Origin of the sequence: Sodalis sp. RH20, assembly GCF_047324205.1 — a bacterium.
Classification (GTDB): Bacteria; Pseudomonadota; Gammaproteobacteria; order Enterobacterales; family Enterobacteriaceae; genus Acerihabitans.
The window spans coordinates 534,744-561,202 of record NZ_CP178733.1 but is presented as its reverse complement, the minus strand read 5'-3'; the positions used below and the strand labels follow the sequence as shown (position 1 = coordinate 561,202).

Annotated in this window: 22 protein-coding genes; 6 read left to right on the top strand and 16 right to left on the bottom strand. The window is 58.1% G+C overall.

Annotation, left to right across the window (positions count from 1 at the left end):
• Positions 1-375 precede the first annotated feature (375 nt).
• Positions 376-1,311 carry a transcriptional regulator LrhA gene (gene lrhA, locus ACL2XM_RS02670; protein WP_410014205.1) on the bottom strand — a complete coding sequence of 312 codons (936 nt, stop codon included), beginning with the start codon at positions 1,309-1,311 and terminating at the stop codon, positions 376-378.
• 1,033 nt (positions 1,312-2,344) lie between these two features.
• Between lrhA and ACL2XM_RS02665 the strand changes: the two genes are divergently transcribed.
• On the top strand, positions 2,345-3,559 hold the full coding sequence (locus tag ACL2XM_RS02665; protein WP_410016764.1) for a pyridoxal phosphate-dependent aminotransferase: 1,215 nt from the start codon (positions 2,345-2,347) through the stop codon (positions 3,557-3,559).
• Positions 3,560-3,661: 102 nt separating this feature from the next.
• On the top strand, positions 3,662-4,261 hold the full coding sequence (yfbR, locus tag ACL2XM_RS02660) for a 5'-deoxynucleotidase (protein ID WP_410014204.1): 600 nt from the start codon (positions 3,662-3,664) through the stop codon (positions 4,259-4,261).
• 48 nt (positions 4,262-4,309) lie between these two features.
• Here the strand turns inward: yfbR and ACL2XM_RS02655 are convergent, their stop codons facing one another.
• From ACL2XM_RS02655 to yfbV, 4 genes are all read right to left on the bottom strand, one after another.
• Complete coding sequence (locus ACL2XM_RS02655; protein ID WP_413732256.1) at positions 4,310-6,184, bottom strand: SLC13 family permease; 1,875 nt, start codon at positions 6,182-6,184, stop codon at positions 4,310-4,312.
• 54 nt (positions 6,185-6,238) lie between these two features.
• Positions 6,239-6,898: a sugar phosphatase gene (locus ACL2XM_RS02650; RefSeq protein ID WP_413727941.1), complete on the bottom strand. Its 660-nt coding sequence runs from the start codon at positions 6,896-6,898 to the stop codon at positions 6,239-6,241.
• A gap of 23 nt (positions 6,899-6,921) precedes the next feature.
• Positions 6,922-7,416, bottom strand: a complete 495-nt coding sequence (locus ACL2XM_RS02645; RefSeq protein WP_410016763.1) for a YfbU family protein — start codon at positions 7,414-7,416, stop codon at positions 6,922-6,924.
• Positions 7,417-7,630: 214 nt separating this feature from the next.
• Complete coding sequence (gene yfbV, locus ACL2XM_RS02640; protein ID WP_410014201.1) at positions 7,631-8,086, bottom strand: terminus macrodomain insulation protein YfbV; 456 nt, start codon at positions 8,084-8,086, stop codon at positions 7,631-7,633.
• 363 nt (positions 8,087-8,449) lie between these two features.
• On the opposite strand from yfbV, the gene ackA reads away from it, so the two are divergent.
• Both ackA and pta read left to right on the top strand, forming a co-directional pair.
• A complete protein-coding gene (gene ackA / locus ACL2XM_RS02635) occupies positions 8,450-9,652 on the top strand; it encodes an acetate kinase (protein WP_410014200.1) in 1,203 nt (400 codons plus the stop codon).
• Positions 9,653-9,730: 78 nt separating this feature from the next.
• Positions 9,731-11,881 (top strand): phosphate acetyltransferase, encoded by a 2,151-nt coding sequence (pta, locus tag ACL2XM_RS02630; RefSeq protein WP_410014199.1) that lies wholly within the window; start codon positions 9,731-9,733, stop codon positions 11,879-11,881.
• A gap of 1,783 nt (positions 11,882-13,664) precedes the next feature.
• Here pta and yfcD read toward each other — a convergent pair.
• Both yfcD and yfcE read right to left on the bottom strand, forming a co-directional pair.
• The gene (gene yfcD, locus ACL2XM_RS02625) at positions 13,665-14,237 is read right to left on the bottom strand and encodes an NUDIX hydrolase YfcD (RefSeq protein ID WP_410014198.1); all 573 of its coding nucleotides are present in this window, start codon (positions 14,235-14,237) and stop codon (positions 13,665-13,667) included.
• 91 nt (positions 14,238-14,328) lie between these two features.
• Positions 14,329-14,883 (bottom strand): phosphodiesterase, encoded by a 555-nt coding sequence (gene yfcE, locus ACL2XM_RS02620; RefSeq protein WP_413732255.1) that lies wholly within the window; start codon positions 14,881-14,883, stop codon positions 14,329-14,331.
• Between the two features lie 155 nt (positions 14,884-15,038).
• Between yfcE and ACL2XM_RS02615 the strand changes: the two genes are divergently transcribed.
• Together ACL2XM_RS02615 and ACL2XM_RS02610 are read left to right on the top strand one after the other, a co-directional pair.
• Complete coding sequence (locus ACL2XM_RS02615) at positions 15,039-15,671, top strand: glutathione binding-like protein (protein WP_413723336.1); 633 nt, start codon at positions 15,039-15,041, stop codon at positions 15,669-15,671.
• A 165-nt stretch (positions 15,672-15,836) separates the two neighbouring features.
• The gene (locus ACL2XM_RS02610) at positions 15,837-16,739 is read left to right on the top strand and encodes a TIGR01777 family oxidoreductase (protein WP_410014195.1); all 903 of its coding nucleotides are present in this window, start codon (positions 15,837-15,839) and stop codon (positions 16,737-16,739) included.
• Between the two features lie 832 nt (positions 16,740-17,571).
• Here ACL2XM_RS02610 and hisP read toward each other — a convergent pair.
• The 9 genes from hisP to folC all read right to left on the bottom strand — a co-directional run bounded on the left by hisP (position 17,572) and on the right by folC (position 26,454).
• Positions 17,572-18,345, bottom strand: coding sequence for a histidine ABC transporter ATP-binding protein HisP (gene hisP / locus ACL2XM_RS02605; RefSeq protein WP_410014194.1), 774 nt, complete (start codon positions 18,343-18,345; stop codon positions 17,572-17,574).
• Between the two features lie 24 nt (positions 18,346-18,369).
• The gene (locus tag ACL2XM_RS02600; RefSeq protein WP_410014193.1) at positions 18,370-19,077 is read right to left on the bottom strand and encodes an ABC transporter permease; all 708 of its coding nucleotides are present in this window, start codon (positions 19,075-19,077) and stop codon (positions 18,370-18,372) included.
• Positions 19,074-19,760, bottom strand: coding sequence for a histidine ABC transporter permease HisQ (locus ACL2XM_RS02595; protein WP_410014192.1), 687 nt, complete (start codon positions 19,758-19,760; stop codon positions 19,074-19,076). Before ACL2XM_RS02595 ends, ACL2XM_RS02600 begins: the two co-directional genes overlap by 4 nt.
• A 75-nt stretch (positions 19,761-19,835) precedes the next feature.
• Positions 19,836-20,618, bottom strand: coding sequence for a lysine/arginine/ornithine ABC transporter substrate-binding protein ArgT (gene argT, locus ACL2XM_RS02590; protein WP_410014191.1), 783 nt, complete (start codon positions 20,616-20,618; stop codon positions 19,836-19,838).
• A gap of 357 nt (positions 20,619-20,975) precedes the next feature.
• A complete protein-coding gene (locus ACL2XM_RS02585) occupies positions 20,976-21,548 on the bottom strand; it encodes a UbiX family flavin prenyltransferase (RefSeq protein ID WP_413727939.1) in 573 nt (190 codons plus the stop codon).
• A 132-nt stretch (positions 21,549-21,680) separates the two neighbouring features.
• Complete coding sequence (gene purF / locus ACL2XM_RS02580; RefSeq protein WP_413727938.1) at positions 21,681-23,198, bottom strand: amidophosphoribosyltransferase; 1,518 nt, start codon at positions 23,196-23,198, stop codon at positions 21,681-21,683.
• Positions 23,199-23,219: 21 nt separating this feature from the next.
• Positions 23,220-23,720: a colicin V production protein gene (gene cvpA / locus ACL2XM_RS02575; RefSeq protein ID WP_410014189.1), complete on the bottom strand. Its 501-nt coding sequence runs from the start codon at positions 23,718-23,720 to the stop codon at positions 23,220-23,222.
• A 642-nt stretch (positions 23,721-24,362) separates the two neighbouring features.
• On the bottom strand, positions 24,363-25,196 hold the full coding sequence (gene dedD / locus ACL2XM_RS02570) for a cell division protein DedD (RefSeq protein ID WP_413723339.1): 834 nt from the start codon (positions 25,194-25,196) through the stop codon (positions 24,363-24,365).
• On the bottom strand, positions 25,186-26,454 hold the full coding sequence (gene folC / locus ACL2XM_RS02565; RefSeq protein WP_413732254.1) for a bifunctional tetrahydrofolate synthase/dihydrofolate synthase: 1,269 nt from the start codon (positions 26,452-26,454) through the stop codon (positions 25,186-25,188). The genes dedD and folC overlap by 11 nt, the downstream gene beginning before the upstream one ends.
• Positions 26,455-26,459: the final 5 nt, after the last annotated feature.

The following is a 26,459-nucleotide window of genomic DNA, read 5'->3' as shown; positions in this document are numbered from 1 at the left end:
TATGACACCATGATTGCCCGCAGGTAACTATACCATTTTCAGGCAAAATCACGTTATTCCGCGCAATCGGTAAGGGCAAAATTTGATCCAGGGCACAATTTTGCAACTAATCAGAATAAAAGATGCACATTCTGTGCGCCATTAACCAAAAAACATTATAGAAACAGTGTTTTGATTTAGTTGGCATGAATAAAAAACAACCAGTTCTGGTGTGCGCGCGCTAATGCGCGACGGAGATGACGGACCGGGGATACCAGGCGGGAAGACTGTATTTTAAGACCTGTTGAAATATAAAACTACATTATTACAGCATAAATTATATTTTACGAAAAATTAAGCCCCATTTTCAGGGGCTTAATATCCAGTTGATTTCATTTATTCGTCACTGACCGTGAAGCTTTCCCCCTCCCCTTTTACCGGGCGGGCCACGTCTGGTTTATAGGAGTCGTTACCGGTCTGTACCGCGCTGAAGATAGCCATGGCCAGTTCATTCTCGCACTGGGGATGTTTACACAGGACATACTGCGTATCGGGCAGCGTCGGCAATCCTTCGTTTTGCCCCAGCACCCGCAGATCGGAACTCATCATCTCCACCGGCCGGACGGTAATGCCCAATCCCGCTTTTACTGCGGCGCGCACGGCGGCCAGGGTAGAAGCAGTGTAGGCGATGCGCCATGAGATGCCGGCGGCCTGCAGTTGCTCGATGGCCATGGCGCGAAAGGGACTGGGCTCATCGGACACCACCAGCGGAATAACTTCCCCTGGAATAAAGCGGTAATCCGACGAACAGAACCATAACGTCGGCGACGAACGCAGCGTAACGTAAGGATGATTTGGATTAGTCAATGTTGTAATAGCCAGATCCACTTCGCCGTTTGTCAGCATTTCCTGCATCAAAGGGCTGCGTTTGACATTAACGTCAATCGCTAATTTTGGATAGATCCGCGTTACACGACTGAGTAAGTAAGGCAAAATTGAGTCGGCAGTATCGTCGGAAGCACCGATGGTCAGCACCCCCTGGATATTACTGTACATCAAGGAAGTACATGCCTCGTCGTTATACAGTAAAATTTTCCTGGCATAACCCAGCAATTGTATTCCGTGTTCGGTCAACAGCTTATTGCGACCGTGACGGGCAAACAACTCTTTGCCGACAAGTTGTTCTAATCGTTGCATTTGCTGGCTGACAGCCGACTGTGTTCGACATACTGATGCTGCAGCGGCCGCAAAGGTGTTGAGATCAGCGACTGCAACAAACGTTCTCAATAAATCAAGATCAAGATTGAGCACTGGACGATTTGCATTGGTCATAATATTGTCTTCACTTTTGTATTCTAATTACACACTACTACCCTGGCGTTTCAAAAAAATCATTTCCAAGCTAAAACTGTTATGAGCATATCCCCTTCATACCATAGCGACGTTACCACGGCCGTTATGTTAACTGGTACATGCTTTAATCTCTGGGGAGTTCGCACTCATCAAACAAAGCTCTAACCGATATAAAAGGTAGCCCCGGTCCTCGAAATCCAGCCCTCGTCCTGGATGAGACACTAAATTTCACAATGATATCATTTGCATAGCGCAGAAAAAAAATCCGTAACGGCTTGAATGACACATCAAAACTTAAATGTAATTTATTAAAACCGGCCTTGGTATTTAAAATAAATGTTGAATATTACCGGTTAAGTCGTATTTTCTTATCCCAACCGTCATAATTAACATAAATTTTTCTTAACTATTGTTTATACGATCAAAATAAATCTCTTTCTAAATGCACACCTGCATAAATGTATACCATAAATAGCTACCATAAACGAAACAACAATAATTTGTAAGCATCAAAATGTGACCTTTATTTTTCTATGGATAAATGTTCACAAACAGATGAAGTGGCAATACTTTACCCCGATAAAAAGTGTGATGCGCGTCAGGCAAAGCGGGTTAATTTTCCCGCCGTGTTTTACCCTTGGGGAAGCGATATAATGGTGTCGGTTGCTGTAACCCTTGTCCTCGTCGACTGACCGCCGCCCACCGCCTTTCATTTAGCAGAGTAACCTTTATCAGGTCCAAGTAGTATAAAAAATACGCAAAAAATCGCAAATTAACTGTTCTTATAGGATTTTAAAGCACTAAAATCTTGACACGATGGTGTTTTAATAGTTTTTTAATCTAAAAAATTAGCGAAGAAAATAAATTTTTAACTGTTTCTTATTTTCCATCTTAACATTCGATGCGCATCCACCCGTTATCCTTCAAAAAATCAGAGCGGAAGAGTACATTATGCAGAACGCGTGATTCCATGGTTGGAATACGTTTACCTGTGAGAAGGCCTAATATCGTGATTTCACCTGTAGAAAAATCCAGCAAACTGGAAAATGTTTGTTATGACATTCGTGGTCCGGTGCTGAAAGAAGCCAAGCGCCTGGAGGAAGAAGGCAATAAAGTCCTCAAATTAAATATCGGTAATCCCGCCCCGTTCGGCTTCGATGCGCCGGAAGAGGTACTGGTGGACGTTATCCGCAACCTGCCGACCTCGCAGGGCTATTGCGATTCCAAAGGCCTTTATTCGGCGCGCAAGGCGATTGTGCAGCACTACCAGGCGCGCAATATGCTCGACCTGACCGTCGAGGACGTTTTTATCGGCAACGGCGTATCGGAGCTTATCCAGCAATCCATGCAGGCGCTGCTCAATACCGGCGACGAAATGCTGATCCCGGCGCCGGATTATCCCCTGTGGACCGCCTCGGTGTCCCTCTCCGGGGGCAATGCCGTGCATTACCTGTGCGATGAAGAGGCCGGCTGGTTTCCGGATCTGGACGATATCCGCCGCAAAATCACCCCGCGTACCCGCGGCCTGGTGATTATCAATCCCAATAATCCGACCGGGGCGGTATACAGTAAGGAAATGTTGCTGGAACTGGTGGAAATTGCCCGCCAGCATAACCTGATCATCTTCTCAGACGAAATCTACGATAAAATCCTTTACGACGCGGCGCAGCACCACTCCATCGCCGCATTGGCGCCGGATCTGCTTACGGTCACCTTCAACGGACTGTCCAAGACCTACCGCGTCGCCGGTTTTCGCCAGGGCTGGATGGTGCTGAACGGGCCGAAAAAACACGCCCGGGGCTATATCGAGGGGCTGGAAATGCTGGCGTCGATGCGCCTTTGCGCCAACGTCCCCATGCAGCACGCCATCCAGACCGCGCTTGGCGGCTACCAGAGCATCAGCGAGTTCATCGCGCCGGGCGGCCGGCTGTATGAACAGCGCAACCGCGCCTGGGCGCTGATCAACGATATTCCCGGCGTGTCATGCGTCAAACCCAGCGGCGCGCTGTATATGTTCCCGCGCATCGACGCCCGGCGCTTCAATATTCTTGATGATCAGAAGCTGGTGCTCGATTTGCTGCTACAGGAAAAAGTGCTGCTGGTCCAGGGCAGCGCCTTCAACTGGCCGTGGCCGGATCACCTGCGCATCGTGACGCTGCCGCATGTCGACATCCTGGAAACCGCCATCGGCAAACTGGGGCGCTTCCTGCAGCATTATCATCAATGACCCACGCCGTTCGGGCCAGCCCGGCACGGAACCGGCGGATTTGCATAATCCGCCGGCTGTGCGCACAATAGATCCCTTATTCACCTGCCGTAAGGGCGCATCATGACCCAAAGCCACTTTTTTGCCCATCTTTCCCGTTTGAAACTGATTAACCGCTGGCCGCTGATGCGCAACGTCCGCACCGAAAACGTCTCCGAGCACAGCCTGCAGGTGGCGTTTGTCGCCCACGCCCTGGCGGTGATCAACAACCGTAAGTTCGGCGGCGCCCTGAACCCGGAGCGCATCGCGCTGCTGGCGATGTACCATGACACCAGCGAAGTATTGACCGGCGATATGCCGACGCCTATCAAATATTTTAACGCGCAGATGGCCCACGAATATAAAAACATCGAGAAGATCGCCCAGCAGAAGCTGATTGACATGTTGCCGGCCGAGCTGCGGGACGACTACCGCGCCCTGCTTGACGACGATTATTACCAGCCAGAGGAAAAAGCGGTGGTGAAACAGGCGGATACCCTGTGTGCCTACCTGAAGTGCCTGGAAGAGATCTCCGCGGGCAATAATGAATTTACCATGGCGATGGCGCGGCTGGAAAAAACCCTGGAGCAGCGGCGCAGCCCGGAGATGGAGTACTTTATCCGGGTGTTTGTGCCCAGTTTCAGCCTGTCCCTGGACGAGATCAGCCAGGACACGCCGCTCTAGCCCCGTACCTCCGTCCGGATACAGTCGTGCCGGGCGCACGCCGTGAGATCAAAACGGGTAGAGTATCGGCACCAGCACCACGCTCACCACCATCACCAGCAGGGTAAACGGCACGCCGATACGGACAAAATCGCCGAACTTATAGCCTCCCGGCCCCAGCACCAGGGTATTGACCGGCGACGAGACCGGGGTCATAAACGCCGAGGACGCGGCGATGGCGATAATCATGGCGAAGGGATAGGGCGACACCGCCATCTCGTTGGCCGCGGCGACCGCGATCGGCGCCATCAGCACCGCGGTGGCGGTATTGGAGATAAACAAGCCGATAACCGCGCAGAGGATAAACAGGCTCAGCAGCATGATATGCGCCCCCGCCCCGCCCGAGATATCCATCAGCAGCCGCACCACCAGGTCCACCCCGCCGGTTTTCTGCAGCGCCAGCGCAAAGGGCATCATGCCGACGATAAGGATAAGGCTCGGCCAGTGGATGGCGCGATAGGCGCTTTCCATATCGATACAGCGGAACTTGCCCATCAGCACGCAGGCGATGAGGGCGGCGATGGGGTTGGGTATCTCCTCCGTCAGCATCATGGCCACCATCAGCGCCAGGCAGAAGAGCGCGTGGGGCGCCTGGCTCACCGCCGGCGCCACGTCGTCCACCTCGGCCGGCAGGTTCAGTACGATAAAATTGTTTTTCTTCAGCTGCAGCTGGCGAATCAGCTTCCAGTCGCCAATCACCAGCAGGATATCCCCAAGCGTCAGCTCCTCGTCAATCAGCTTGCCCGCCATCGCCTCGCCGTTGCGACGGATGCCCACCACGTTAACGCCGTAGCGGCTGCGAAAGCCCACCTGGCGCAGCGTCTTGCCCACCAATTCGGAATCGGGAATCAGGCTCACCTCCGCCATGCCCACATCCCTGGCCTGTTCGGAGAAATATTCGCCGCGCAGCACCATGGGTTCCAGCTGCTGCTCGCTGCAAAACTGTCGCAGATCCACCTCGGAGGCGGACATATCGATTAATAATACATCGCGCTGGCGCAGTTCGGTATTGCCGCCGGCGCTTACCATTACCCGGCGAAATTTGCGCCAGCGCTCGATGCCGACCACGTTGGCGCCGTAGCGATCGCGCAGCCTGAGGTCGTCCAGGCGCTGGCCGATAAGCGGCGAGCCGGGGCGCAGGGCCAGGCGACGCGCGCGGCCGGTCAGCTTATAATCGCGGATCAGATCGCGGAACGTCCGGCGCTGCCACTGCTCCCGCTCATGGCTGGCCTCGCCGCCGCCCAGCCAGTAGCGCGCCACCAGCATATAGCCGACGCCCAACGCCAGCACCACCACGCCCACCGGCGTAACGGCGAAGAAGCCGAAGCCCTCGGCGCCGTCGCGCACCAATTCGCTGTTGACCACCATATTGGGCGGGGTCGCCACCAGGGACATCATGCCGCTTATCAGGGCGGCAAAGCTCAGCGGCATCATCATGCGGCTGGGGGAGGTTTTCATGCGCTGCGACACGCTCAGCACTACCGGGATGAATATCGCCACCACGCCGGTGGAGCTCATAATGGCGCCCAAGGCGGCGACGGTGATCATCAGCAGGATCAGCATGCGGGTTTCGCTTTTGCCCGCCACCCGCATCAGCCACTCGCCGACCTGGTAGGCGATGCCGGTACGCACCAGGCCCTCGCCGACGACAAACATGGCGGCGATCAGTAAGACGTTGGGATCGCTGAAGCCGGCGGTGGCTTCCGGCAACGATACGGTGCCGCTCAGGACAAAGGCGATGATCACCAGCAGCGCCACCACATCCATGCGCACTTTGTTGGTGGTAAAGAGAAAGATAGCGATCAACAGCAGGGCCAGCACCCAGATGAGTTCGTTATTCACAACGTTTTCCCGGATTATAAAGCGGTGTCTGCGGCCAATCATGCCATAAAAAAGCCCCGGGATGGCGGGGCTAAATCATTAAACAGTTGATTTCTCTCAAGCTGTGCGCAGGCTGACGCGCGCACCCTGGCCGTCGCGTTCAATCACCAGTTGTTCCAGGGAGGTCAGGAGCAGGCCGATCGCCTCTTTCTGCGGCGTTTCCGGCGGCGGATTGACCGCGATGACCGGACAGCCGGCGGCCAGGCCGGCCTGGATGCCGGCGATGGCATCCTCCACGACGATGCAGTCCACCGGCGCAAACCCCAGTTTTTTCGCGCCCAGCAGATAGGCGTCCGGCTGGGGTTTGCCGCGGGCGACCTGCTCGGCGGTGATAAGCCATGCCGGCTGCGGCAGGCGCCCGGCCCGCAGCCGCGCGGTGGCCACCGGCATCGACCCGGAGGTCACGATGGCCCAGGGAATATCCAGCGCGTTGAGCCGGTTAAGCAAATCCACCGCCCCGGGCAGCGCCGTTACCCCGTCGATGCACTCCGCCTCGAACTTTTCCAACGCGCTGAATTCGGACTGGATGCGTTCTTCGCTTTCCCCCGGCATAAAATGGCGCAACGACGTAATAGCCTGTTTGCCGTGGATAAAGTTCAACACCTCGTCGACGGGAACCCCCCGCCGCCTGGCCCAATTTCCCCAGGCTAATTCCACCACCGGCAATGAATCAATCAAGGTTCCATCAAGGTCAAATAAAAAACCTTTACACAGCACAGGCATATCTCCGGGTTAAGCCGTCAGGCATTGATAATTTGCGTAATTTCCACCGCGCTGAGATGATATTGGCGCGGGCAGGATTGCCAGACGGCCAGCATTCGCAGATATTTATCCCACATCTTGGTCTGGGCGTTGAAACCGTGGGTGCCGGAATCAAAGTGAGTGTAGCGTCCCTCGGTAAAGACCATAAAGCGTACATAGCCCAGGTAACGCGCCTCGGTGGCGGCGTCAAAGCCAAGGAACGCCAGGCGACGCTCGTCGATGTCCTGTTTTTCCTTCAGGTTCGACCAGGAGACCTGCAGCGCGTGGTGCAGTTCCATGATATCGATAATCGTGCGGCAGACGTCTTCGCTCAACTGGCCGAAATCACGGTCCAGCTCGCGCATCTGCAGGCCGTAGCCGCGTTCCACAATGGTTTGCTGACGGCGATAGCGTTCGCCGTTGTCCGGGTCCAGCATGGACATCATCTTATACTGGTTGGACAGAATTAACCGTTGGGCGTTTGTCATCTCCATCATCCACTCCTGATTGTATACCGTGGGGCGCCGAACTGTTCGCGCCAATGGCGAGCGCCGCCCCGTGGGTGCCTCTAGTCGTCTGGCGCTAGCATCGCATAATGCGTACGATGGCGGTACCGGAAGCCGGCGCTTTTTTGATTTAAGACAGCAGGTGGCGAAATATCGCCCGTCCGCTGCCCGGGGCGGCGGCTGGCGGACAGCGACATAACGCTTATAAATCGTCCAGGAAGGCTTTATCCAGCAGCTTAAACGCACGCTTAAGCACGTCGGCCAGCATTTGATAGGTCGGCACGCCTTCCACCGGCGCCAGCGCCTGACCCGCCTCGTTAAGCTGATGGCGTACTTCATGGAACCAGTGCAAAAGCGTGGGGGGCAGCGGCGTCACGGAGCGTTTACCCAGCCACCACAGCCCCTGCATCGGCAGGCTGCAGGCAAAGATGGCGGTGGCCACCGCCGGCCCAAGCTGGCCGCCGAGGGCGATTTGCCAGGTCAGGGTAAAGACCGCCACCGCCGGCATGTAGCGCACGGCAAAGCGGGTGGCCGCGATCATGCGGTTTTCAGGAAAAAGCGGCGCCAGGCGTTTCTCGGTCGGCCAGGTTTTCATATAATCTTGTCCGCGCTGGAAAATTTTGTACCAGCTTACCGAACCGGAAGGAATTGTCGCCATAGCGGGCCTCAACTTTACGAATAAAAATTAAAATTTTTGTGCAAAATCACAATCAAATTGTATAACTTTTAAATATATTTTGTCTTTACTACCGGCAATCGTTATCCTTATTGCCGCCTTATGGCTGGCCCCTACGCACCGTTTGCGCCGCCTGAGCAGCACGATTCCGTGTAATGTCGCTACGATTAACCGCGATAAGTAAACACGTGTTTCAAAAAAATGTTTAACTTCAACAGTTTTCGATTTCATGTCAAATAAAACGCACTTTGGCATGATGTTAATCATAAATCTCAACGGCGTAATGCGCTACGCTTTATAGCTGATTGATGATTTATTAACCATGCACAACAAATAGGTACTTCCATGTCGAGTAAGCTAGTACTGGTTCTTAACTGTGGCAGTTCATCCCTAAAATTTGCCATTATCGATGCTGCCAACGGTGAAGAACATCTCTCCGGCCTCGCAGAATGTTTCAACCTGCCGGAAGCGCGCATCAAATGGAAGATGGACGGCGGCAAGCACGAAGCTGCGTTAGGAAACGGCGCCGCGCACAGCGAAGCGTTGAGCTTTATTGTTAATACAATTCTCGCTCAAAAACCAGAATTATCAGCGCAGCTCACCGCAATCGGCCATCGCGTCGTTAATGTTGGCGAAAAGTATACCGCCTCCGCCCTGCTCTCGGACGATGTGCTGCAAGCCATCAAGGATTCCATCCCGTTTGCGCCGCTGCATAATCCGGCCCATATCATCGGCATCAACGAAGCGCTCAAGGCGTTTCCAAAACTGGCCGACAAAAACGTCGCCGTGTTCGATACCGCCTTCCATCAGACCATGCCGGAAGAGTCGTTCCTGTATGCCCTGCCCTATGCGTTATATGAAGAGCACCGCATCCGCCGCTACGGCGCCCACGGCACCAGCCACTACTTTGTGACGCATGAAGCGGCGCGCATGCTGGATAAACCGGTGGAAGACGTCAACCTGATCACCTGCCACCTGGGCAACGGCGGTTCGGTTACCGCAGTGCGCAACGGCAAGAGCGTTGACACCTCCATGGGCCTGACCCCGCTGGAAGGCCTGGTGATGGGCACCCGCAGCGGCGATCTCGATCCCGCCATTATCTTCTTCCTGCATAATGCCATGGGCATGTCGGTTGAACAAATCGATAAACTGCTGACCAAGGAATCCGGCCTGCTGGGCCTGACCGGCGTCACCAGCGATATGCGCTGGGTTATCGACAATTACGATACGAAACCTGAAGCCAAGCGCGCCATGGATGTCTTCTGCCACCGCCTGGCGAAATATATCGGTTCCTATACCGCCCTGATGGACGGTCGCCTGGACGCGGTGATCTTCACCGGCGGCATCGGCGAAAACGCCGCCAAGGTGCGCGAACTGACCCTGGGCAAACTGGCCCTGCTGGGCTTTGAAATCGACCAGAAGCGCAACGAAGCGGCCCGTTTCGGCAACAGCGGCGTGATCACCACCGACGCCAGCCGTCCGGCGATTGTCATCACCACCAATGAAGAACTGGTCATTGCCCAGGATGCCGCCCGTCTGACGGCGTAACAGTATCTCCGTTCCGCCGGACAAGCGCCGGCGGAATACTTGTTTGACTAACGAGCAACCGTTGAAAGAGGTTTAGCCGTGTCCCGTACAATCATGTTGATCCCAACCGGCACCAGTGTCGGCCTGACAAGCATCAGCCTGGGTGTCATTCGCGCCATGGAGCAGAAAGGCGTGCGCCTGAGCGTGTTCAAGCCGATCGCGCAGCCCCGTGCCGGCGATGACGGTCTTGACGCCACCACGAATATTATCCGCGCCAACTCCACCATTCCATCCGCCGAACCGCTGCGCATGAGCTATGTGGAGTCGCTGCTGGGCTCCAACCAGCAAGACGTGCTGATGGAAGAGATCATCGCCCGTTATCATGACAATACCAAAGACGCGGAAGTGGTATTGGTGGAAGGCCTGGTGCCGACCCGTAAACATCAGTTCGCCAACGCGCTGAACTATGAAATCGCCAAGACGCTGAACGCGGAAATCGTCTTTGTGCTGTCGCTCGGCAACGATTCGCCCGATCAGCTGAAGGAACGCATCGAGCTGGCCCGTTCCAGCTTCGGCGGCAGCAAGAATAAAAGCATCGTCGGCGTTATCGTCAATAAACTGAACGCGCCGGTGGACGAACAGGGCCGCACCCGTCCGGACCTGTCGGAAATCTTTGACGACACGCCCAAGGCCAGCGTCGCCAATATCGATCCGAAGCAGCTGTTTGAAAACAGTCCGCTGCCGGTACTGGGTTGCGTACCCTGGAGCTTTGACCTGATTGCCGTGCGCGCCATCGACATGGCCAGGCATTTGGGCGCCACCATTATCAACGAAGGCGATATCCAGACCCGTCGCGTGCGTTCGGTGACCTTCTGCGCGCGCAGCCTGCCGAACATGCTGGAGCATTTCCGCCCGGGTTCGCTGCTGGTGACTTCCGCCGATCGTCCCGACGTGTTGGTTGCCGCCTGTCTGGCGGCCATGAACGGCGTGGAACTGGGCGCCATCCTGCTGACCGGCGGCTATAAGGTGGACGAACGCATCCAACGCCTGTGCGATCGCGCCTTCCTGACCGGCCTGCCGATGTTCACCGTGCAGACCAATACCTGGCAGACCTCACTCAGCCTGCAGGGCTTTAGCCTTGAAGTGCCGGCCGACGACCATAGCCGGGTGGAAAAAGTGCAGAACTACGTTGCCGGTCATATCGACAACAACTGGATCGAGTCCCTGACCGCCAGCTCCGAGCGTTCGCGTCGCCTGTCGCCGCCGGCGTTCCGTTATCAGCTGACCGAGCTGGCGCGCCAGGCCGGCAAGCGTATCGTGATGCCCGAAGGTGATGAACCCCGTACCGTGAAAGCGGCGGCTATTTGCGCTGAACGCGGCATCGCGCATTGCGTGCTGTTGGGCAATCCGGACGAAATCCATCGCGTTGCCGCCGTGCAGGGCGTGGAATTGGGTAAAGGCATCGAGATTATCGACCCGGAAGTGGCCCGCGAACGTTACGTGGCCCGTCTGGTGGAGCTGCGCAAGAGCAAAGGCATGACCGAAGTGGTCGCGCGCGAGCAGTTGGAAGATAACGTCGTGCTGGGCACCCTGATGCTGGAACAAGGCGAAGTTGACGGCCTGGTATCCGGCGCGGTTCACACCACCGCCAATACCATCCGCCCGCCGCTGCAGTTGATCAAGACCGCGCCGGGCAGTTCGCTGGTGTCCTCGGTGTTCTTTATGCTGCTGCCGGAACAGGTGCTGGTGTATGGCGACTGCGCCATTAATCCGGACCCGACCGCGGAACAACTGGCCGAAATTGCCATTCAGTCCGCTGATTCCGCCGCGGCCTTCGGCATCGAACCGCGTGTGGCGATGATCTCCTACTCCACCGGCACGTCCGGCGCCGGCAGCGATGTGGAAAAAGTGCGTGAAGCCACCCGTCTGGCGCAGGAAAAACGTCCTGACCTGGTGATTGACGGTCCGTTGCAGTACGACGCCGCCATTATGGCCGATGTGGCGCTGTCCAAAGCGCCGAATTCGCCGGTTGCCGGTAAAGCCACCGTGTTCATTTTCCCGGATTTGAACACCGGCAACACCACGTACAAAGCGGTGCAGCGTTCAGCCGATCTGATCTCCATCGGGCCGATGCTGCAAGGGATGCGCAAGCCGGTTAATGACCTGTCGCGCGGCGCGCTGGTGGACGATATCGTTTATACCATCGCCCTGACCGCCATCCAGTCCAAACAGGCTGAAACGGCTAAATAAGCCCGCTGGCCTGCCAGCAGTAAGCACAACGCCGGCGCAAGCCGGCGTTTTTATTTGTGCGGGTAGTCTTGATATACCTTGTCTGGGATGGGTGGTTACGCGCCTGCCGCGCCAGGGGACTTCGGTCGGGTGGGAAATCCATGTCCGGTTCCCCTCCTGTTGGCATGCGCTTCCCTTAACACGCCGGGTGTAGGTTCTGCGATCGCGGTCCCGGGTCCTGGCGGGCTATGGGAGTCCTAGGGTCGGGCCCTTTTGGGCATCCGTGAAGGTCAACGTCGCCACGTCGATGTCGCCGGGGTGGGGGTTGCGCTGGCGGCGTGCGGGAGATGTAGGTTGCTGTGGCGGGGGTTGCGCTGGCAGCGTGCGGGGGATTTATGTTGCTATGGCGATGGTTTCGCTTGCCGTGCGTTCGGCGGTTATATGGAATGCCGGGTGCCGGCAAGCGACAAGGAGGCCGTACCGCGACGGCCTCCTTGACCTCCGCGCGCCCGGAAGGCATCGCGCGTCGCTGCGCGATGCCTTCCGTCGCCCATGCCCCCGTTATGCACCGGCCCGGTTAGCGCTCCCGGCGCCACCGGGCCTTTCGCCGCTCCCAGCGGCTCATGCCGGGGTCTCAGGCGCCGTCAGCGCGCTTTATGCCGGGGCATATGTCGCTGTTGGTAATGTATTTTTTTAAGCGATAGCGGCGCTGTTGTGTTGGATAGGGTCTGGCGTCGGGATAGGTTAACCTGCTTGCGGGGAGGTTTATGTTGCCGTGGCGGGGGTTTCGCTTGCCGTGTGTTCGGCGGTTATATGGAATGCCGGGTGCCGGCAAGCGACAAGGAGGCCGTACCGCGACGGCCTCCTTGACCTCCGCGCGCCCGGCAGGTCGCGCGTCGCTGCGCGATGCCTTCCGTCGCCCATGCCCCCGTGATGCACCGGCCCGGTTAGCGCTCCCGGCGCCACCGGGCCTTTCGCCGCTCCCGGCGGCTCATGCCGGGGACACAGGCGCCGTCAGCGCGCTTTATGCCGGTCCACATGTCGCTGTTCGCACGGCATATTATGTAGCAATAGTGGCGCTGTTGTTTTGGATAAGGCCTGGCGTCGGAATACGATTGACGGGTCTGGAATGCAGCTGGCACAGCGAAAAGTTGGACATGCAGTCATGCAGTCATGCAGTCATGCAGTCATGCAGTCATGCAGTCATGCAATCATGCAATAAGACATTCATCATTCAGTTTTAAGTTTTAACAGTAAGCGGTAAGCCATCAGCCATCAAACTGTAAACTTTAGCGCAAAATGTATACTGATACCTTTCCCGGTAATCACATACCGCGATGGACCCCAAAACGCTGTTTTTCTCACAGGCGATGGTGTTGACCTGGTGCCGGCATAGAGTGCGCCGGCGGCGCGCATCACGGCTGGATGAGCCGCCGGGAGCGGCGAAAGCCCGGATTGCGCTTGGAGCGCATATCGGGCGGTCCAAAAGCCGGGATGCGGCGTTGCCGGGAACCGCGCAGCGGCGCACGATCTGCCGGACGCGCGGAGGTCAAGGAGGCCGTCGCGGTACGGCCTCTTTGTCGCTTGCCGGCACCCGGCAATACCTATGAACACCTCACGCACGGCAAGCGAAACCTTCGCCGTGGCGACATATACCCGGCCACAAGCCAACCAAACCATGGCAAGCAAAACCCCCGCCACGGCAACACAAATCACCCCGCACGGCAAGCGAGACCCACGCCCGATTCAGCCGCCAAGACAGGTATTACCTTTAACATGCCCAGATTAGCCTTGAGGCAGGCAGTTACTCTTCTGCGGTTTTTTGCTCCGGGGCGGAGGGAGGTAAAGGCTTGCCGTGGCTTTGCTGGTTATTGCGGCTCATCCAAAGCGAAAGCGCCTTGAGGGAGTCCGGGGTGAATTCATCGCAGCGGGCGGTGATTTCCTCCGGGCGCAGCCATTTGACCGCCTCCACTTCTTCAGCCTGTAGGGCAAACGGACCGTGGGTGACGCAGCTGAACAGCGCGCCCCAGACCCGGCAATGGTCGTTTTCAAAGTAGAACAGCCCGTGCTCAGCAAACGGCACGCCGGCGATGCCCAGCTCTTCCTCTGCTTCCCGGCGGGCGGAATCAAGCATATTTTCACCGCTTTGCACCACGCCGCCGGCGGTGGCATCCAGATAACCCGGGTAAAAATCCTTGGTGGCGGTACGGCGCTGCACCAGGATATTGCCCATGCCGTCATGGACCACGATGTAGCTGGCGCGGTGCCTGAGACGTTCTGCGCGCATCTGCTGACGGCTGGCCTGGGCGATGACTTCATTCTCTTCGTTGACGATGTCAACCCATTCCACGCCAGCAGCCTGACTCTGTTCCACCATCTTTCGAATCCCTTGTTAACGAGACGCGGGAGAGCCGCGCACCTTAATTGTAATAAAATAAAAAAATTTGCACGAGTGGATCCGTCATAACTTAGTGGTTAATCGCCACTTGCGCAATAGTCTCGCTCGTTTCCAATGACACAACTCGTAATATTTCCTGTTCCAGGAGGCCGTAGCTGGCGGCGAAGCCGCCTTTGGGGAGACTGACCGAGCCGGGATTGAAACACAGGATATCCTCCCGCCGCTCCGCCTGCGGAATATGAGTATGGCCGTAGACCACCACGTCGCCACGCCGCAGCGGGGGATGGCTGGCGGGATTGAAAAGATGCCCGTGGGTGACGAACAGCCGGGTATGATTCTCCAGCAGGACCTGCTGCCAGGGCGAGGTAATAGGGAACGTTAACAGCATTTGATCCACCTCGCTGTCGCAGTTGCCGCGCACCGCGATGATACGATCGGCATAGCCGTTCAGGAGCTCCGCCACCGCCGCCGGCTGGTATTCCTCCGGCAGGGCGTTGCGCGGGCCGTGATAAAGCAAATCGCCCAGCAGCACCAGCCACTGGGCGCCGCTGGCGTCATAGGCCGCCAGCATACGGCGGGTAGCGGCAAGCGAGCCGTGTATATCGGCGGCAAACATCAGTTTCATGGCAGCATCCTCTGGTTGTTCATCATCTCTCAAGCTTAACAAACTTACCGGCGCCGGTAACGGCGCTATGATGCGGCGGCCGGAACGGGTGGTGATTTCAACGGGCATTTGTTCTAGAGTGTCATCACGCGGCTATACATTCACAAGGAGCTTCTATGATTGACCTCTATTACGCGCCCACGCCCAACGGCCATAAAATAACGATTTTCCTGGAAGAAACCGGCCTGCCTTATCAAATCCATCCGATCAATATCTCCGCCAACCAACAGTTCGCGCCGGAATTTCTCGCCATCTCGCCCAACAATAAAATACCGGCGATCGTCGACCAGCAACCCGCCGACGGCGGCGCGCCGTTAAGCCTGTTTGAATCCGGGGCGATTTTGCTTTATCTGGCGGATAAAACCGGCCAGCTTATCAGCAAGGATTTCCGCGAGCGCCAGGCCACGCTGCAATGGCTGTTCTGGCAAATGGCGGGTTTTGGCCCCATGCTGGGCCAGAACCACCATTTCAGCCATTACGCGCCCAAGCCGGTGCCTTACGCCATCGAGCGCTACCAGCTTGAGACCGTGCGCCTGTACGGCGTTTTAAACCGGCAACTGGCCCGCCATGCCTATATGGCCGGCGACAACATCAGCATTGCCGATATCGCCACCTATCCCTGGGTCGTTTCCCACGAGCGTCAGCATATCGATTTAGCGGATTTCCCGGCGGTACGGCGCTGGTTCGACAGCATTCGCTCCCGCCCCGCGGTCGAGCGCGCCTATCAGATACCCGCGCAAAAAGCCTAGCCCACGCGCCGCGCCGTCCAGCCGGCGGCGCGGTTTATTTTACCGGTTTAATTGTCAATTTATTGTCAGTTCAGGGGTTTTGTTCACTCATTTTCCCGCAAAAATGGCCTATGCTTGTAACCAAGCTGTTAATTGACGTGCGCATTGCGGGAAGCGAGGGCAAATATGAAAATTTTGATCACCGGCGGAACCGGGCTTATTGGACGGCACCTGATCGCCAGGCTGCTGACATTGTCGCACCAGATCACGGTACTGACCCGCGATCCCCAGCGTGCCCAGCAAAAACTGGGTACCCACGTGACCACCCTGACCACGCTGGCCTCATGTCCCCACCTGGATGCGTTTGACGCGGTATTCAATCTGGCGGGCGAGCCTATTGCCGATAAGCGCTGGACCGAGGAACAAAAAGATCGTCTTTGCCGCAGCCGCTGGGACGTGACCGAACGCCTGAGCCAGCTGATACGCCAGGGGGACGATCCGCCCCGCGTATTTATTTCCGGATCGGCGACGGGTTTTTACGGCAACCAGGATCAGATCCTGGTCACCGAGGACGAACCGCCGGTCGCCGAATTCACCCACACCTTATGTCAGCGCTGGGAAGAGCTGGCGCTGAGCGCGCAAAGTCCGCGCACGCGCGTCTGCCTGTCGCGCACCGGCGTGGTGCTGGCGGCGGACGGCGGCATACTGGGCAAACTGCTGCCGCTGTTTAAACTGGGGCTGGGCGGACCTATCGGCAACGGTCGCCAGTTCCTGTCCTGGATCCATATCGACGACATGGTGGATGCGCTGATCTTCCTGCTGAACACCGACGGGTTAAGCGGCCCGTTCAACCTGGTGGCGCCCTACCCGGTGCATAATGAACAATTCGCCGCCACCCTGGGCGAGGCGCTGCACCGCCCGGCCTTAATGCGCGCTCCGGCGGCGGCGGTAAAGCTGATGATGGGCGAAGGCGCCACGCTGATGCTGGGCGGCCAGCGGGCGGTCCCCAAACGCCTGGAAGCGGCCGGATTTACCTTTCGCTACATGGAGCTCAGGGACGCGCTGGCCGATATCGTTAAAGACGAATAAATCCCGAGCGCCCCATGGCACGGTATGCCCGCCAACACTCATCTCAAAGCAGTCGTGTTCAAGGGAGAGCGTGCCAATGGGGTCGAATCGGGCATGATTTTCCCGCCCGACCGAGGCCCCGTGGCATGGTAGGCCCGCCAACACTCATCTCAAAGCAGTCGTGTTCAAGGGAGAGCGTGCCAATGGGGTCGAATCGGGCATGATTTTCCCGCCCGACCGAGGCCCCGTGGCATGGTAGGCCCGCCAACACTTATCTCAAAGCAGACGTGTTCAAGGGAGAGCGTGCCTATGGGGTCGAATCGGGCATGATTTTCCCGCCCGACCGAGGCCCCATGGCATGGTAGGCCCGCCAACACTTATCTCAAAGCAGACGTGTTCAAGGGAGAGCGTGCCTTTTGGGTCGAATCGGGCATGATTTTACCGCCCGACCGAGGCCCCATGGCATGGTAGGCCCGCCAACACTTATCTCAAAGCAGACGTGTTCAAGGGAGAGCGTGCCTTTTGGGTCGAATCGGGCATGATTTTACCGCCCGACCGAGGCCCCGTGGCATGGTAGGCCCGCCAACACCGGACCTAACGCAGCCGTGTTCAAGGGAGAGCGTGCCTTTTGGGTCGAATCGGGCATGATTTTACCGCCCGACCGAGGCCCCGTGGCATGGTAGGCCCGCCAACACTTATCTCAAAGCAGACGTGTTCAAGGGAGAGCGTGCCAATGGGGTCGAATCGGGCGTGGTGTTCCCGCCCGACCGAGGCCCCATGGCATGGTAGGCCCGCCAACACTTATCTCAAAGCAGACGTGTTCAAGGGAGAGCGTGCCTATGGGGCGTCCGTTCTATTTGAGGGCGCCGGACAAGAATTGCTGCAACCGGGCGCTCTTCGGGCTCCCGAACACATCGGCCGGTGTCCCCTCTTCCTCGATAACCCCCTGGTGCAAAAATATAACGTGATTGGACACATGCCGGGCAAACTCCATCTCATGGGTCACCACCACCATGGTTTTACCCTCTTCCGCCAGCTTCTGCATAATACGCAGCACCTCGCCCACCAGCTCGGGGTCCAGCGCGGAGGTCGGTTCATCAAACAACAGCACATCCGGTTCCATCGCCAACGCGCGCGCGATGGACACCCGCTGCTGCTGCCCGCCGGACAGATTGATCGGATATTTCGCCTGGGCGCGCGCGTCGATGCCCACCTTATCCAGATACAGCACCGCCCGCTCGCGCGCCTCGCTCTTACTTAATCCCAACACCTGCACCGGCGCTTCCATCACGTTTTCCAGCACCGTCATATGGCTCCACAAATTAAAATGCTGGAATACCATGGTCAGCCGGGTCCGCAGCAGCTGCAGCTGTTTTTTATCGAACACTTTCAACTGCCCGTCCCGATCCCGCACCATATGGATATCGATATTATTGACGCTTATCGACCCCTCGCTCGGTTTTTCCAGGAAGTTGATACAGCGTAAAAACGTACTTTTACCCGACCCCGAGGAGCCGATAATGCTGATAACATCCCCCGCGCGCGCCTCCAGCGAAACCCCTTTCAGGACTTCCTGATCGCCGTAGCGCTTGTGCAGCTCCTTAATCAACAGTTTGGTATCTTGCATAGTCATATCCTGCGCGTAATGGGATTATTGCGGCTTAACGTGGCGCAGCCAGCGTTTTTCCGCCCGGCGAAACAGCCCTATCAGCACAAAAGAGATCATCAGGTAAATCACCGCCGCGATACCGAAGGCGTAAAAAGGCTGGTAGGTCGCAGCGTTGATGTCGCGCGCAATCTTCAGCACGTCGGGAACCGTGGCGGTAAAGGCCAGGGCGGTGGAGTGCAGCATCAGGATCACCTCGTTACTGTAGGCCGGGATGGCGGTACGCAGCGCGGAGGGCAGGATGATGCAACGGTACAGCTTAAACCAGGTGAACCCATAGGCCCGCGCCGCCTCGATTTCGCCGTGCGGCACCGCTCGAATGGCGCCCGCGAAGATTTCAGTGGTATAGGCGCAGGTATTCAGCGTCAGCGCCAGTATGGTGCAATTCAGGCCGCTGCGAAAAAAAGCGTTAAGCATATCCGTGCCGCGCACAATCTCCAGACTGTACATGCCGGAATAAAATACCAGCAGTTGCACATACAGCGGCGTACCGCGAAAGATATAGGTAAACAGCCAGACCGGGAAACGCACCCAGGGACGCGGCGACACGCGCGCCACCGCCATAAAAACCGCCAGCACCCCGCCGATAACCACGGAAGAAATCAGCAGCCACAGTGTTACCGCCAGTCCGGTAAAACGATAACCGTCGCTCCATAACAAAGCCGGACCATATTGCCGCAGGATCTCAATCATAACTCGGCCTTCTTAACGCCCATGGAATAACGCCGGGTCAGCCATAACAGCACCCCGTTGGACAAGGTGGTGAAAATCAGGTAGACCACCCCCGCCACGATGGCGAAATAAAAGGGTTGATAAGTACCCTTGCCGGCCAGCTGCGTGGCCTTGACCACATCGTTAAGGCCCAGCAGCGAGACCAGCGCCGTGGCCTTGAGAATAACCTGCCAGTTGTTGCCGATACCGGGCAGCGCGAAACGCATCATGGCCGGAAACATGATGCGGCGGAAAATCTGCACGCCGGAAAAACCAAAGGCGGTGGCCGCTTCTATCTGGCCGCGCGGCACTGCCATAAACGCGCCGCGAAAGGTTTCGGTAAAATAGGCGCCGTAGATAAAACCAAGGGTAATGATGCCGGCCGCCATGGGGTCGATATCAATCTGGTCCATGCCGATGGCTTCGGTCAGGCTGTTCAGGGCGATTTGCAGGCCGTAGAAAATCAGCAGCATCAGCACCAGATCGGGTACGCCGCGAATGAGCGTGGTATAGCCGTCGAAAATGCCTGCCAGGGTACGGCTGCGGGAAAGTTTTGCGCCGGCGCCGATCAGGCCGATGATTACCGAGAGCACCACCGACGTAAGCGCCAGCTCAAGGGTAACCAGGGCACCGTTAATGATGAGTTGCGAATAACCATAAAGCATCGATCATATCCTGTCCTGGCGGAGGATAACAACTATTCGCCCGCGCAAGGCGCGGGCAAACACAAAATGACAGGATTAACCGCCGTACACGTCAAAATCAAAATACTGCTTGGCAAATTTATCGTAGGTGCCGTCTTTGCGCATCTCGGCAAAGGCTTTGTTCAGCGCGGCCTTCAGATCGGTTTCATCTTTACGCAGGCCCATGCCGGTGCCGACGCCGAAGAATTTATCGTCTTTAACCGCCGGACCGGCGAAGACATAGCCTTTACCGGCAGGCTGTTTCAGGAAACCTTCGCTGGCGGCCACTTCATCCTGGAACGCGGCGTCGACACGGCCGGCGGCCAGATCGGCATAGATCAGATCCTGGTTGGCATAGGCGACGACGTCAATGCCCTTCGGCGCCCAGTTGGCGTTGGCATAGGCTTCCTGGGTGGAGCCTTGCAGCACGCCGACGCGTTTACCCTTCAGGGCATCCAGGGTCGGGGTAATGGTGGTGCCGGCCTTGGCGATCAGGCGGGCATTGGCGGCATACAGCTTATCGGTAAAGTCGATTTCCTGTTCGCGTTTTTCAGTGATGGAAAGCGAGGAGATGATGGCGTCGATTTTTTTCGCTTTCAGCGAGGGGATCAGGGCGTCGAAATCACTTTCCACAAAGGTGCATTTAGCCTGGATACGTTTGCAAAGCTCTTTGGCGAGGTCAATATCAAAACCAACCAGTTCGCCGCTGGCATTTTTCGATTCGAACGGCGCATAGGTGGGATCGGTGCCGATTTTAATATTTTTGGGCACGGCGGCATACGCGCTGCCGGCAGCGGCCAGAGCAAATACCAGAGGAAGGACTTTAACCAGCTTATTCATACATTACCCTCGGAATAATTTTAATTAGGCACACACCGTGATGTTTTCAGCGGAATGAGTTGCACTTTTCGTGCCATTTCAGCGCGAGTGGCCAATAGCCCGACCACCTGCGCACAAAACCGGCTGACCTGCTTATTTACTACCCGGGCCGGGGCGAACCCGCGCCGTTTCCAGCCTGAGGGCATAGCGTCAGGGCGGGTGCCGCGGGGCGGCTGCACCATAAAAAAACACAGCCTGATTACTATTGGTGCAATGTTATCAGAACGCGCCATCAGGTTGCGTCGCTATGCTGGAAACAACCTATAAAAATGCCGGCGGCTTCACATCCCGCGAATAAATCCGGCAGGATTTTCACCGTCAGTTAGCGCCCTGCCAGCGCTGGAACAGGTCCTGCGGCAGCGCGATATCGAATTGGTCCAGCACCCGGTTGACGGTCTGGTCGACCACGTCGTGCAGGGTGACGGGACGGTGATAAAACGCCGGCACCGGCGGCATGATGACGGCGCCCATTTCCGCGGCGGCGGTCATCAGCCGCAGATGGCCCACGTGCAGCGGCGTTTCGCGCACGCCCAGCACCAGGGTGCGCCGCTCTTTTAACACCACGTCGGCCGCACGCGTGAGCAGGCTGTCGCTGTAGCTGTTGACGATGGCCGACAGGGTTTTCATTGAACAGGGCAGAATCACCATGCCGGCGGTGTGGAAGGAGCCGGAGCTGATATTGGCGGCAATGTCGCGGCAATCGTGGAACTCATCCGCCAGGGCCTGCAAATCGCGCACGCTGTAATCGGTTTCAAGGGCCAGCGTCTGGCGCGCGGCGTTGCTCAGCACCAGATGGGTTTCAATGCCGTCCAGCGCCTTGAGCACCTGCAGCAGCCTGATGCCATAAATGGCGCCGCTGGCGCCGGTAATGCCGACGATCAGTCGTTTCATGTCAGTTCTCCCTGTCGCGGACGCCGGATGGATCGGCGCCGCCCATAATAAAAACACCCGGCGCGTGTTACCGCCCGGGTGCATATATCGTCTACCGGTTAACCGCCGGGGGATCGGTGCGGGTTGCGCCCCTCACCCTTCGTTATACATCTCCAGGTTTTCGACTTCGTTTTGGCGCTGGACGGCTTTGACGTCGTCGTTGCGTAACGATTCAAGATAGTCGAGATAACGCTGGTCGACATCCTTGGTGACGTAAATACCGTTAAATACCGAGGATTCAAATTGTACCACATCCGGGTTATCTTCCCGCACCGCCGCCTCGAGGTCGCCGAGGTCCTGGAAGATCAGCGCGTCCGCGCCAATCAGCGCGCGGATTTCGTCCACTTCGCGGCCGTGGGCAATCAGTTCGGTGGCGCTTGGCATATCAATGCCGTAGACATTGGGGAAACGGATTTCCGGCGCCGCGGAGGCCAGGTAGACATTACGCGCCCCGGCTTCGCGCGCCATTTCCACGATCTGTTCGGACGTGGTGCCGCGCACGATGGAGTCGTCCACCAGCAGTACGTTTTTATCGCGGAACTCGGCGCGGTTGGCGTTGAGTTTGCGGCGTACCGATTGGCGGCGCACCTGCTGGCCGGGCATGATAAAGGTACGGCCCACGTAGCGGTTTTTTACAAAACCCTGGCGGTAAGGCAGGTTGAGGATGCGGGCGATTTCGAGCGCGATATCGCAGGATGTTTCCGGGATGGGGATCACCACGTCGATATCCAGGTCTTCCCATTCACGGGCGATTTTTTCGCCCAGTTTTTGCCCCATGCGCACGCGGGCGCTGTAGACCGAAATTTTATCGATAAAGGAATCCGGGCGGGCAAAATAGACATATTCGAACAGGCACGGATGGCTTTGGGGGTTTTCGGCGCACTGGCGGGTGAACAGTTGGCCCGCTTCAGTGATATACACCGCCTCGCCCGGCGCCACGTCGCGCAGGAACTCAAAGTCCAGCGTATCAAGCGCCACGCTTTCGGAAGCCACCATGTATTCGTTGCGTCCGTCGGCGAGGGTGCGCTTGCCGATAACCAGGGGGCGGATGCCGTTCGGATCGCGAAACGCAATCAGGCCATGGCCGATAATCATGCCGACCACGGCATAGGCGCCGCGGATCTGCTGGTGGGTGGCCGCAACCGCCGCGAAGATATCATCGGCTTCCAGCGGGTAGTCCGGGAAGCGGTCCAGTTCGCTGGCCAGGATATTCAGCAAGATTTCCGAATCGGACGTGGTATTGATATGCCGGCGTCCTTTTTCGAATAATTTTTTGCGTAATTCGTGGGCGTTGGTCAGGTTGCCGTTATGCGCCAGGGTGATGCCGAACGGGGAATTGACATAGAAGGGTTGCGCCTCGGAGGCGCTGGAACTGCCGGCGGTGGGGTAACGTACATGGCCGATGCCCATGGTCCCCTGCAAACGCTGCATGTGGCGTGCTTCAAATACATCCTTCACCAGGCCATTGGCTTTGCGCAGGCGAAAGCAATCCAATGCATCAATGGTGACGATGCCTGCGGCATCCTGCCCACGGTGCTGGAGCACCGTTAACGCGTCATAAATCGACTGGTTGACCGGCATAAATCCGGCGATACCGACAATACCGCACATAATGTCATTTCCTCATCAGCGTTACCGAAGCGTGAGATGCTTGGGTAAGAAACTCGACGTGCTTTGCAGATAGTCGAAGAACCATCTGATAATACCGCTGAATTGCGGTATAAGCTGGGACTGCTGCCAGTCCGCGCTCTGGGAGAAGCCGGTGAAGGTATCCAGGAAGAATAGCATGGCCGATACGACCAGTATGCCCCTGAGTGCGCCGAAACAGACGCCCAACACGCGGTCGGTGCCGGATAAACCGGTCCGCTCCACCAGAGAGCCAATCACGTAGTTGACGATTGCCCCGACGATCAGGGTAGCCACGAACAGCAAGGCAATCGCGATACCGTTACGAACCAGCTGATCTTCAAAGCGGGTAAAATAGATAGCAAGATAAACATAATAGTGGCTGGCCACAAAAAACGCACATGCCCATGTCACTAATGATAATGCTTCACGTATAAACCCGCGAATCAGACTTATCAGAGCAGAAAATACGATGATGCCAATAATGACGTAATCAACCCAGATCATGCATGCATCCCTTGGTCATCCGCCCCGAAGCTGGTTCGCGGCGAATTCTATCAGAAAACGAAAACGTTTGCGCAGCGGAATTCCTGCCCAAAGTTAAATAAATAACGGCGATTAAAAAAAGCCAATCGCCGCAGGAAGATAGGCCGGCGACGGCACGCTCTCCCTTTAACACGCCTTGTGCAAGGACGGTGCTAGCGGGCCTACCGCGCCATGGGGCGCTCGGTCGGGCGGGAACACCACGCCCGATTCGACCCCATTGGCACGCTCTCCCTTTAACACGCCCTGTGCAAGGACGGTGCTAGCGGGCCTGCCGCGCCATGGGGCGCTCGGTCGGGCGGGAACACCACGCCCGATTCGACCCCATTGGCACGCTCTTCCTTTAACACGCCTTGTGCAAGGACGGTGCTAGCGGGCCTACCGCGCCATGGGGCGCTCGGTCGGGCGGGAACACCACGCCCGATTCGACCCCATTGGCACGCTCTTCCTTTAACACGCCTTGTGCAAGGACGGTGCTAGCGGGCCTGCCGCGCCATGGGGCGCTCGGTCGGGCGGGAACACCACGCCCGATTCGACCCCATTGGCACGCTCTCCCTTTAACGCGCCCTGTGCAAGGACGGTGCGAGCGGGCCTGCCGCATATCTATTACCGGGGCTGGTAAGCCCGCAGCTGGCCGCTCAGGCCGCTGAGCTGGTTCATTTCAGGCAGCGAGCTTTGCAGCTTTTGCTTCGATGCGTCCGGCCCGACGAAAATGCGTGTAATCTGCCCCGCCACCGGCGTCGACGGCACGGTATAGACCCGGTAACCGGACAAGCGCAGCTTGCCGACAATTTCCGTTACCTTGGTCGCGTTTTTCAGCGCCCCGAGCTGCACTACCCAGGCTTGTCCCTGTGGCGCCTGTTCCGGGGTTTCCTTTTCCACCGGCTTAGGCGCGGCGACCGGTTTGGCTTCAGGGGCCGCGTCCGTGCGCGGCGCAACGGGTTTGGCCTCGGCGATTTCCGTGCGGGCCTCGGGTTTCGCGGCCGGCTTGGCCGGTTCCATGCGCGGCGCGGGCGCGGCGACGGGTTTGGCTTGCTCAGGTCGCGCGGTGGGTTTGACCGGCTCCTGGCGGGCGGCGGCGGTGGGTTTGGCCGGTGCGGCCTTTACCGTCTCGCGCGGCGGGGCCTTGGGCGCTGCCTTCACCGGCGGCGACGCTGGCTGCGGGGCGTCCGGCGTGTCGGAGTCGTCCGCATCCGGCGCCTGGCTGGCCTGCTCTACCGCCGCCCCCGCGCCTTCCGGCGGCTGGCTGGGCAGGGCCTGGTTGGCCTGCGGCGAGGCATCCGCCTCGTCGCTGTCGCCGGGTTTAGGCACCAGGGGAATAGCGGCAAACTCGTCCTGGTAGTGCTTTTTTTTGCCATCCAGCAGCCCGGGCAGGACAATAACCCCCAAGGCGACGATGATGATGGTTCCCACCAAGCGGTTTTGAAACTTACTCGCCACGTTCTTTCTCCGGGTCTGTTATCGCAACGATCGGCGCCACGGTATGAAATGAACCAAACACCAGCACGCAGTCATCGGCGTCGGCATCCTGCAACGCCTGTCGCCAGGCCGAGGCCACATCGTCAAATTGCCGGGCATGATCGAGATAGGCCGCCAGCTGCGCCGCGGTGGCGCCGCGCGCATCAATCAGGGTGGCGCAATACCATTCAGCCACCTGCCCGCGCAGGCAGCCCAGGGTGCCGGCAATATCCTTGTCGGCCAGCATGCCCACCACGGCGCGCACTTTCCCCCGGATTTTCAGGGTTGCCAGCCGTTGCGCCAGATACCCGGCGGCGTGTGGATTATGCGCCACATCCAGGATGCGCAGCGGCCGTTGGCCGACGACCTGGAAACGGCCCGGCAGGGACGCCTCGGCGAGTCCCCGGCGGATGGCCTGGTCGGAGACCGGCAGGGGAAAACGCCGGAGCGCCGCAAGGGCGGTGGCGGCATTTTCCAGCGGAATCAGCGGCAGCGGCAATCCGGTCAGCGCCGACTGCTGGTCGCGCCAGTCCCAGGTATCGCCGTCCCGGCTGAAGCGCCAGTCGCGATCGCGGCAGTACAGCAGCGCGCCCACGGCGAGCGCCGTGCTGTCGATTGAGGCGGGTCGATCCGGTTCGCCGACCACAGCCGGGCGGCCCGCCCGCAGGATCCCGGCCTTTTCCCGGCCGATACTCTCGCGATCCGGCCCCAGCAGTTCGGTATGATCAAGGGCGATGCTGGTGATCACCGCCACATCGGCATCAACGATATTGGTGGCATCCAGCCGCCCGCCCAGGCCGACCTCGAGCACCACCACGTCCAGCTGCGCCTGCTTGAACAGCCAAAAGGCCGCCAGGGTGCCGAACTCAAAATAACTTAGGGAAGTGGCGCCGCGTCCCGCTTCAACCGCCGCCATGGCCGCGCTGTGCCGCGCCTCGGGCAGTTCCCGCCCCTGGATGCGCACCCGTTCGGTATAATGCAGCAGATGGGGAGAACTGTAGACGCCGACCTTGAATCCCGCGGCCAGCAATACCGCCTCGATCAGCCGGCAGGTGGTGCCTTTGCCGTTGGTGCCCGCGACGGTAATAACCCGGGGGGCGGGACGCAGCAGGGCCATATCGGCGGCGACCAGGCCTACCCGATCCAGGCCGAGGTCGATGGTCTTGGCGTGCAGGCGTTCAAGATAATGCAGCCACGCCGCCAGCGGCGAGGTGGCTTGTGGAGCAACAAGGTTTTCCATAGGCC

What these genes read in the sequence shown, in the direction of transcription:
- lrhA (WP_410014205.1), bottom strand. Translation starts at nt 1,311, where the DNA reads ATGACCAATGCAAATCGTCCAGTGCTCAATCTTGATCTTGATTTATTG.
- yfbR (WP_410014204.1), top strand. Translation starts at nt 3,662, where the DNA reads ATGACCCAAAGCCACTTTTTTGCCCATCTTTCCCGTTTGAAACTGATT.
- ACL2XM_RS02655 (WP_413732256.1), bottom strand. Translation starts at nt 6,184, where the DNA reads ATGATTGGCCGCAGACACCGCTTTATAATCCGGGAAAACGTTGTGAAT.
- ACL2XM_RS02645 (WP_410016763.1), bottom strand. Translation starts at nt 7,416, where the DNA reads ATGGAGATGACAAACGCCCAACGGTTAATTCTGTCCAACCAGTATAAG.
- yfbV (WP_410014201.1), bottom strand. Translation starts at nt 8,086, where the DNA reads ATGGCGACAATTCCTTCCGGTTCGGTAAGCTGGTACAAAATTTTCCAG.
- ackA (WP_410014200.1), top strand. Translation starts at nt 8,450, where the DNA reads ATGTCGAGTAAGCTAGTACTGGTTCTTAACTGTGGCAGTTCATCCCTA.
- yfcD (WP_410014198.1), bottom strand. Translation starts at nt 14,237, where the DNA reads ATGGTGGAACAGAGTCAGGCTGCTGGCGTGGAATGGGTTGACATCGTC.
- yfcE (WP_413732255.1), bottom strand. Translation starts at nt 14,883, where the DNA reads ATGAAACTGATGTTTGCCGCCGATATACACGGCTCGCTTGCCGCTACC.
- ACL2XM_RS02615 (WP_413723336.1), top strand. Translation starts at nt 15,039, where the DNA reads ATGATTGACCTCTATTACGCGCCCACGCCCAACGGCCATAAAATAACG.
- ACL2XM_RS02610 (WP_410014195.1), top strand. Translation starts at nt 15,837, where the DNA reads ATGAAAATTTTGATCACCGGCGGAACCGGGCTTATTGGACGGCACCTG.
- hisP (WP_410014194.1), bottom strand. Translation starts at nt 18,345, where the DNA reads ATGCAAGATACCAAACTGTTGATTAAGGAGCTGCACAAGCGCTACGGC.
- ACL2XM_RS02600 (WP_410014193.1), bottom strand. Translation starts at nt 19,077, where the DNA reads ATGATTGAGATCCTGCGGCAATATGGTCCGGCTTTGTTATGGAGCGAC.
- ACL2XM_RS02595 (WP_410014192.1), bottom strand. Translation starts at nt 19,760, where the DNA reads ATGCTTTATGGTTATTCGCAACTCATCATTAACGGTGCCCTGGTTACC.
- argT (WP_410014191.1), bottom strand. Translation starts at nt 20,618, where the DNA reads ATGAATAAGCTGGTTAAAGTCCTTCCTCTGGTATTTGCTCTGGCCGCT.
- ACL2XM_RS02585 (WP_413727939.1), bottom strand. Translation starts at nt 21,548, where the DNA reads ATGAAACGACTGATCGTCGGCATTACCGGCGCCAGCGGCGCCATTTAT.
- purF (WP_413727938.1), bottom strand. Translation starts at nt 23,198, where the DNA reads ATGTGCGGTATTGTCGGTATCGCCGGATTTATGCCGGTCAACCAGTCG.
- cvpA (WP_410014189.1), bottom strand. Translation starts at nt 23,720, where the DNA reads ATGATCTGGGTTGATTACGTCATTATTGGCATCATCGTATTTTCTGCT.
- folC (WP_413732254.1), bottom strand. Translation starts at nt 26,454, where the DNA reads ATGGAAAACCTTGTTGCTCCACAAGCCACCTCGCCGCTGGCGGCGTGG.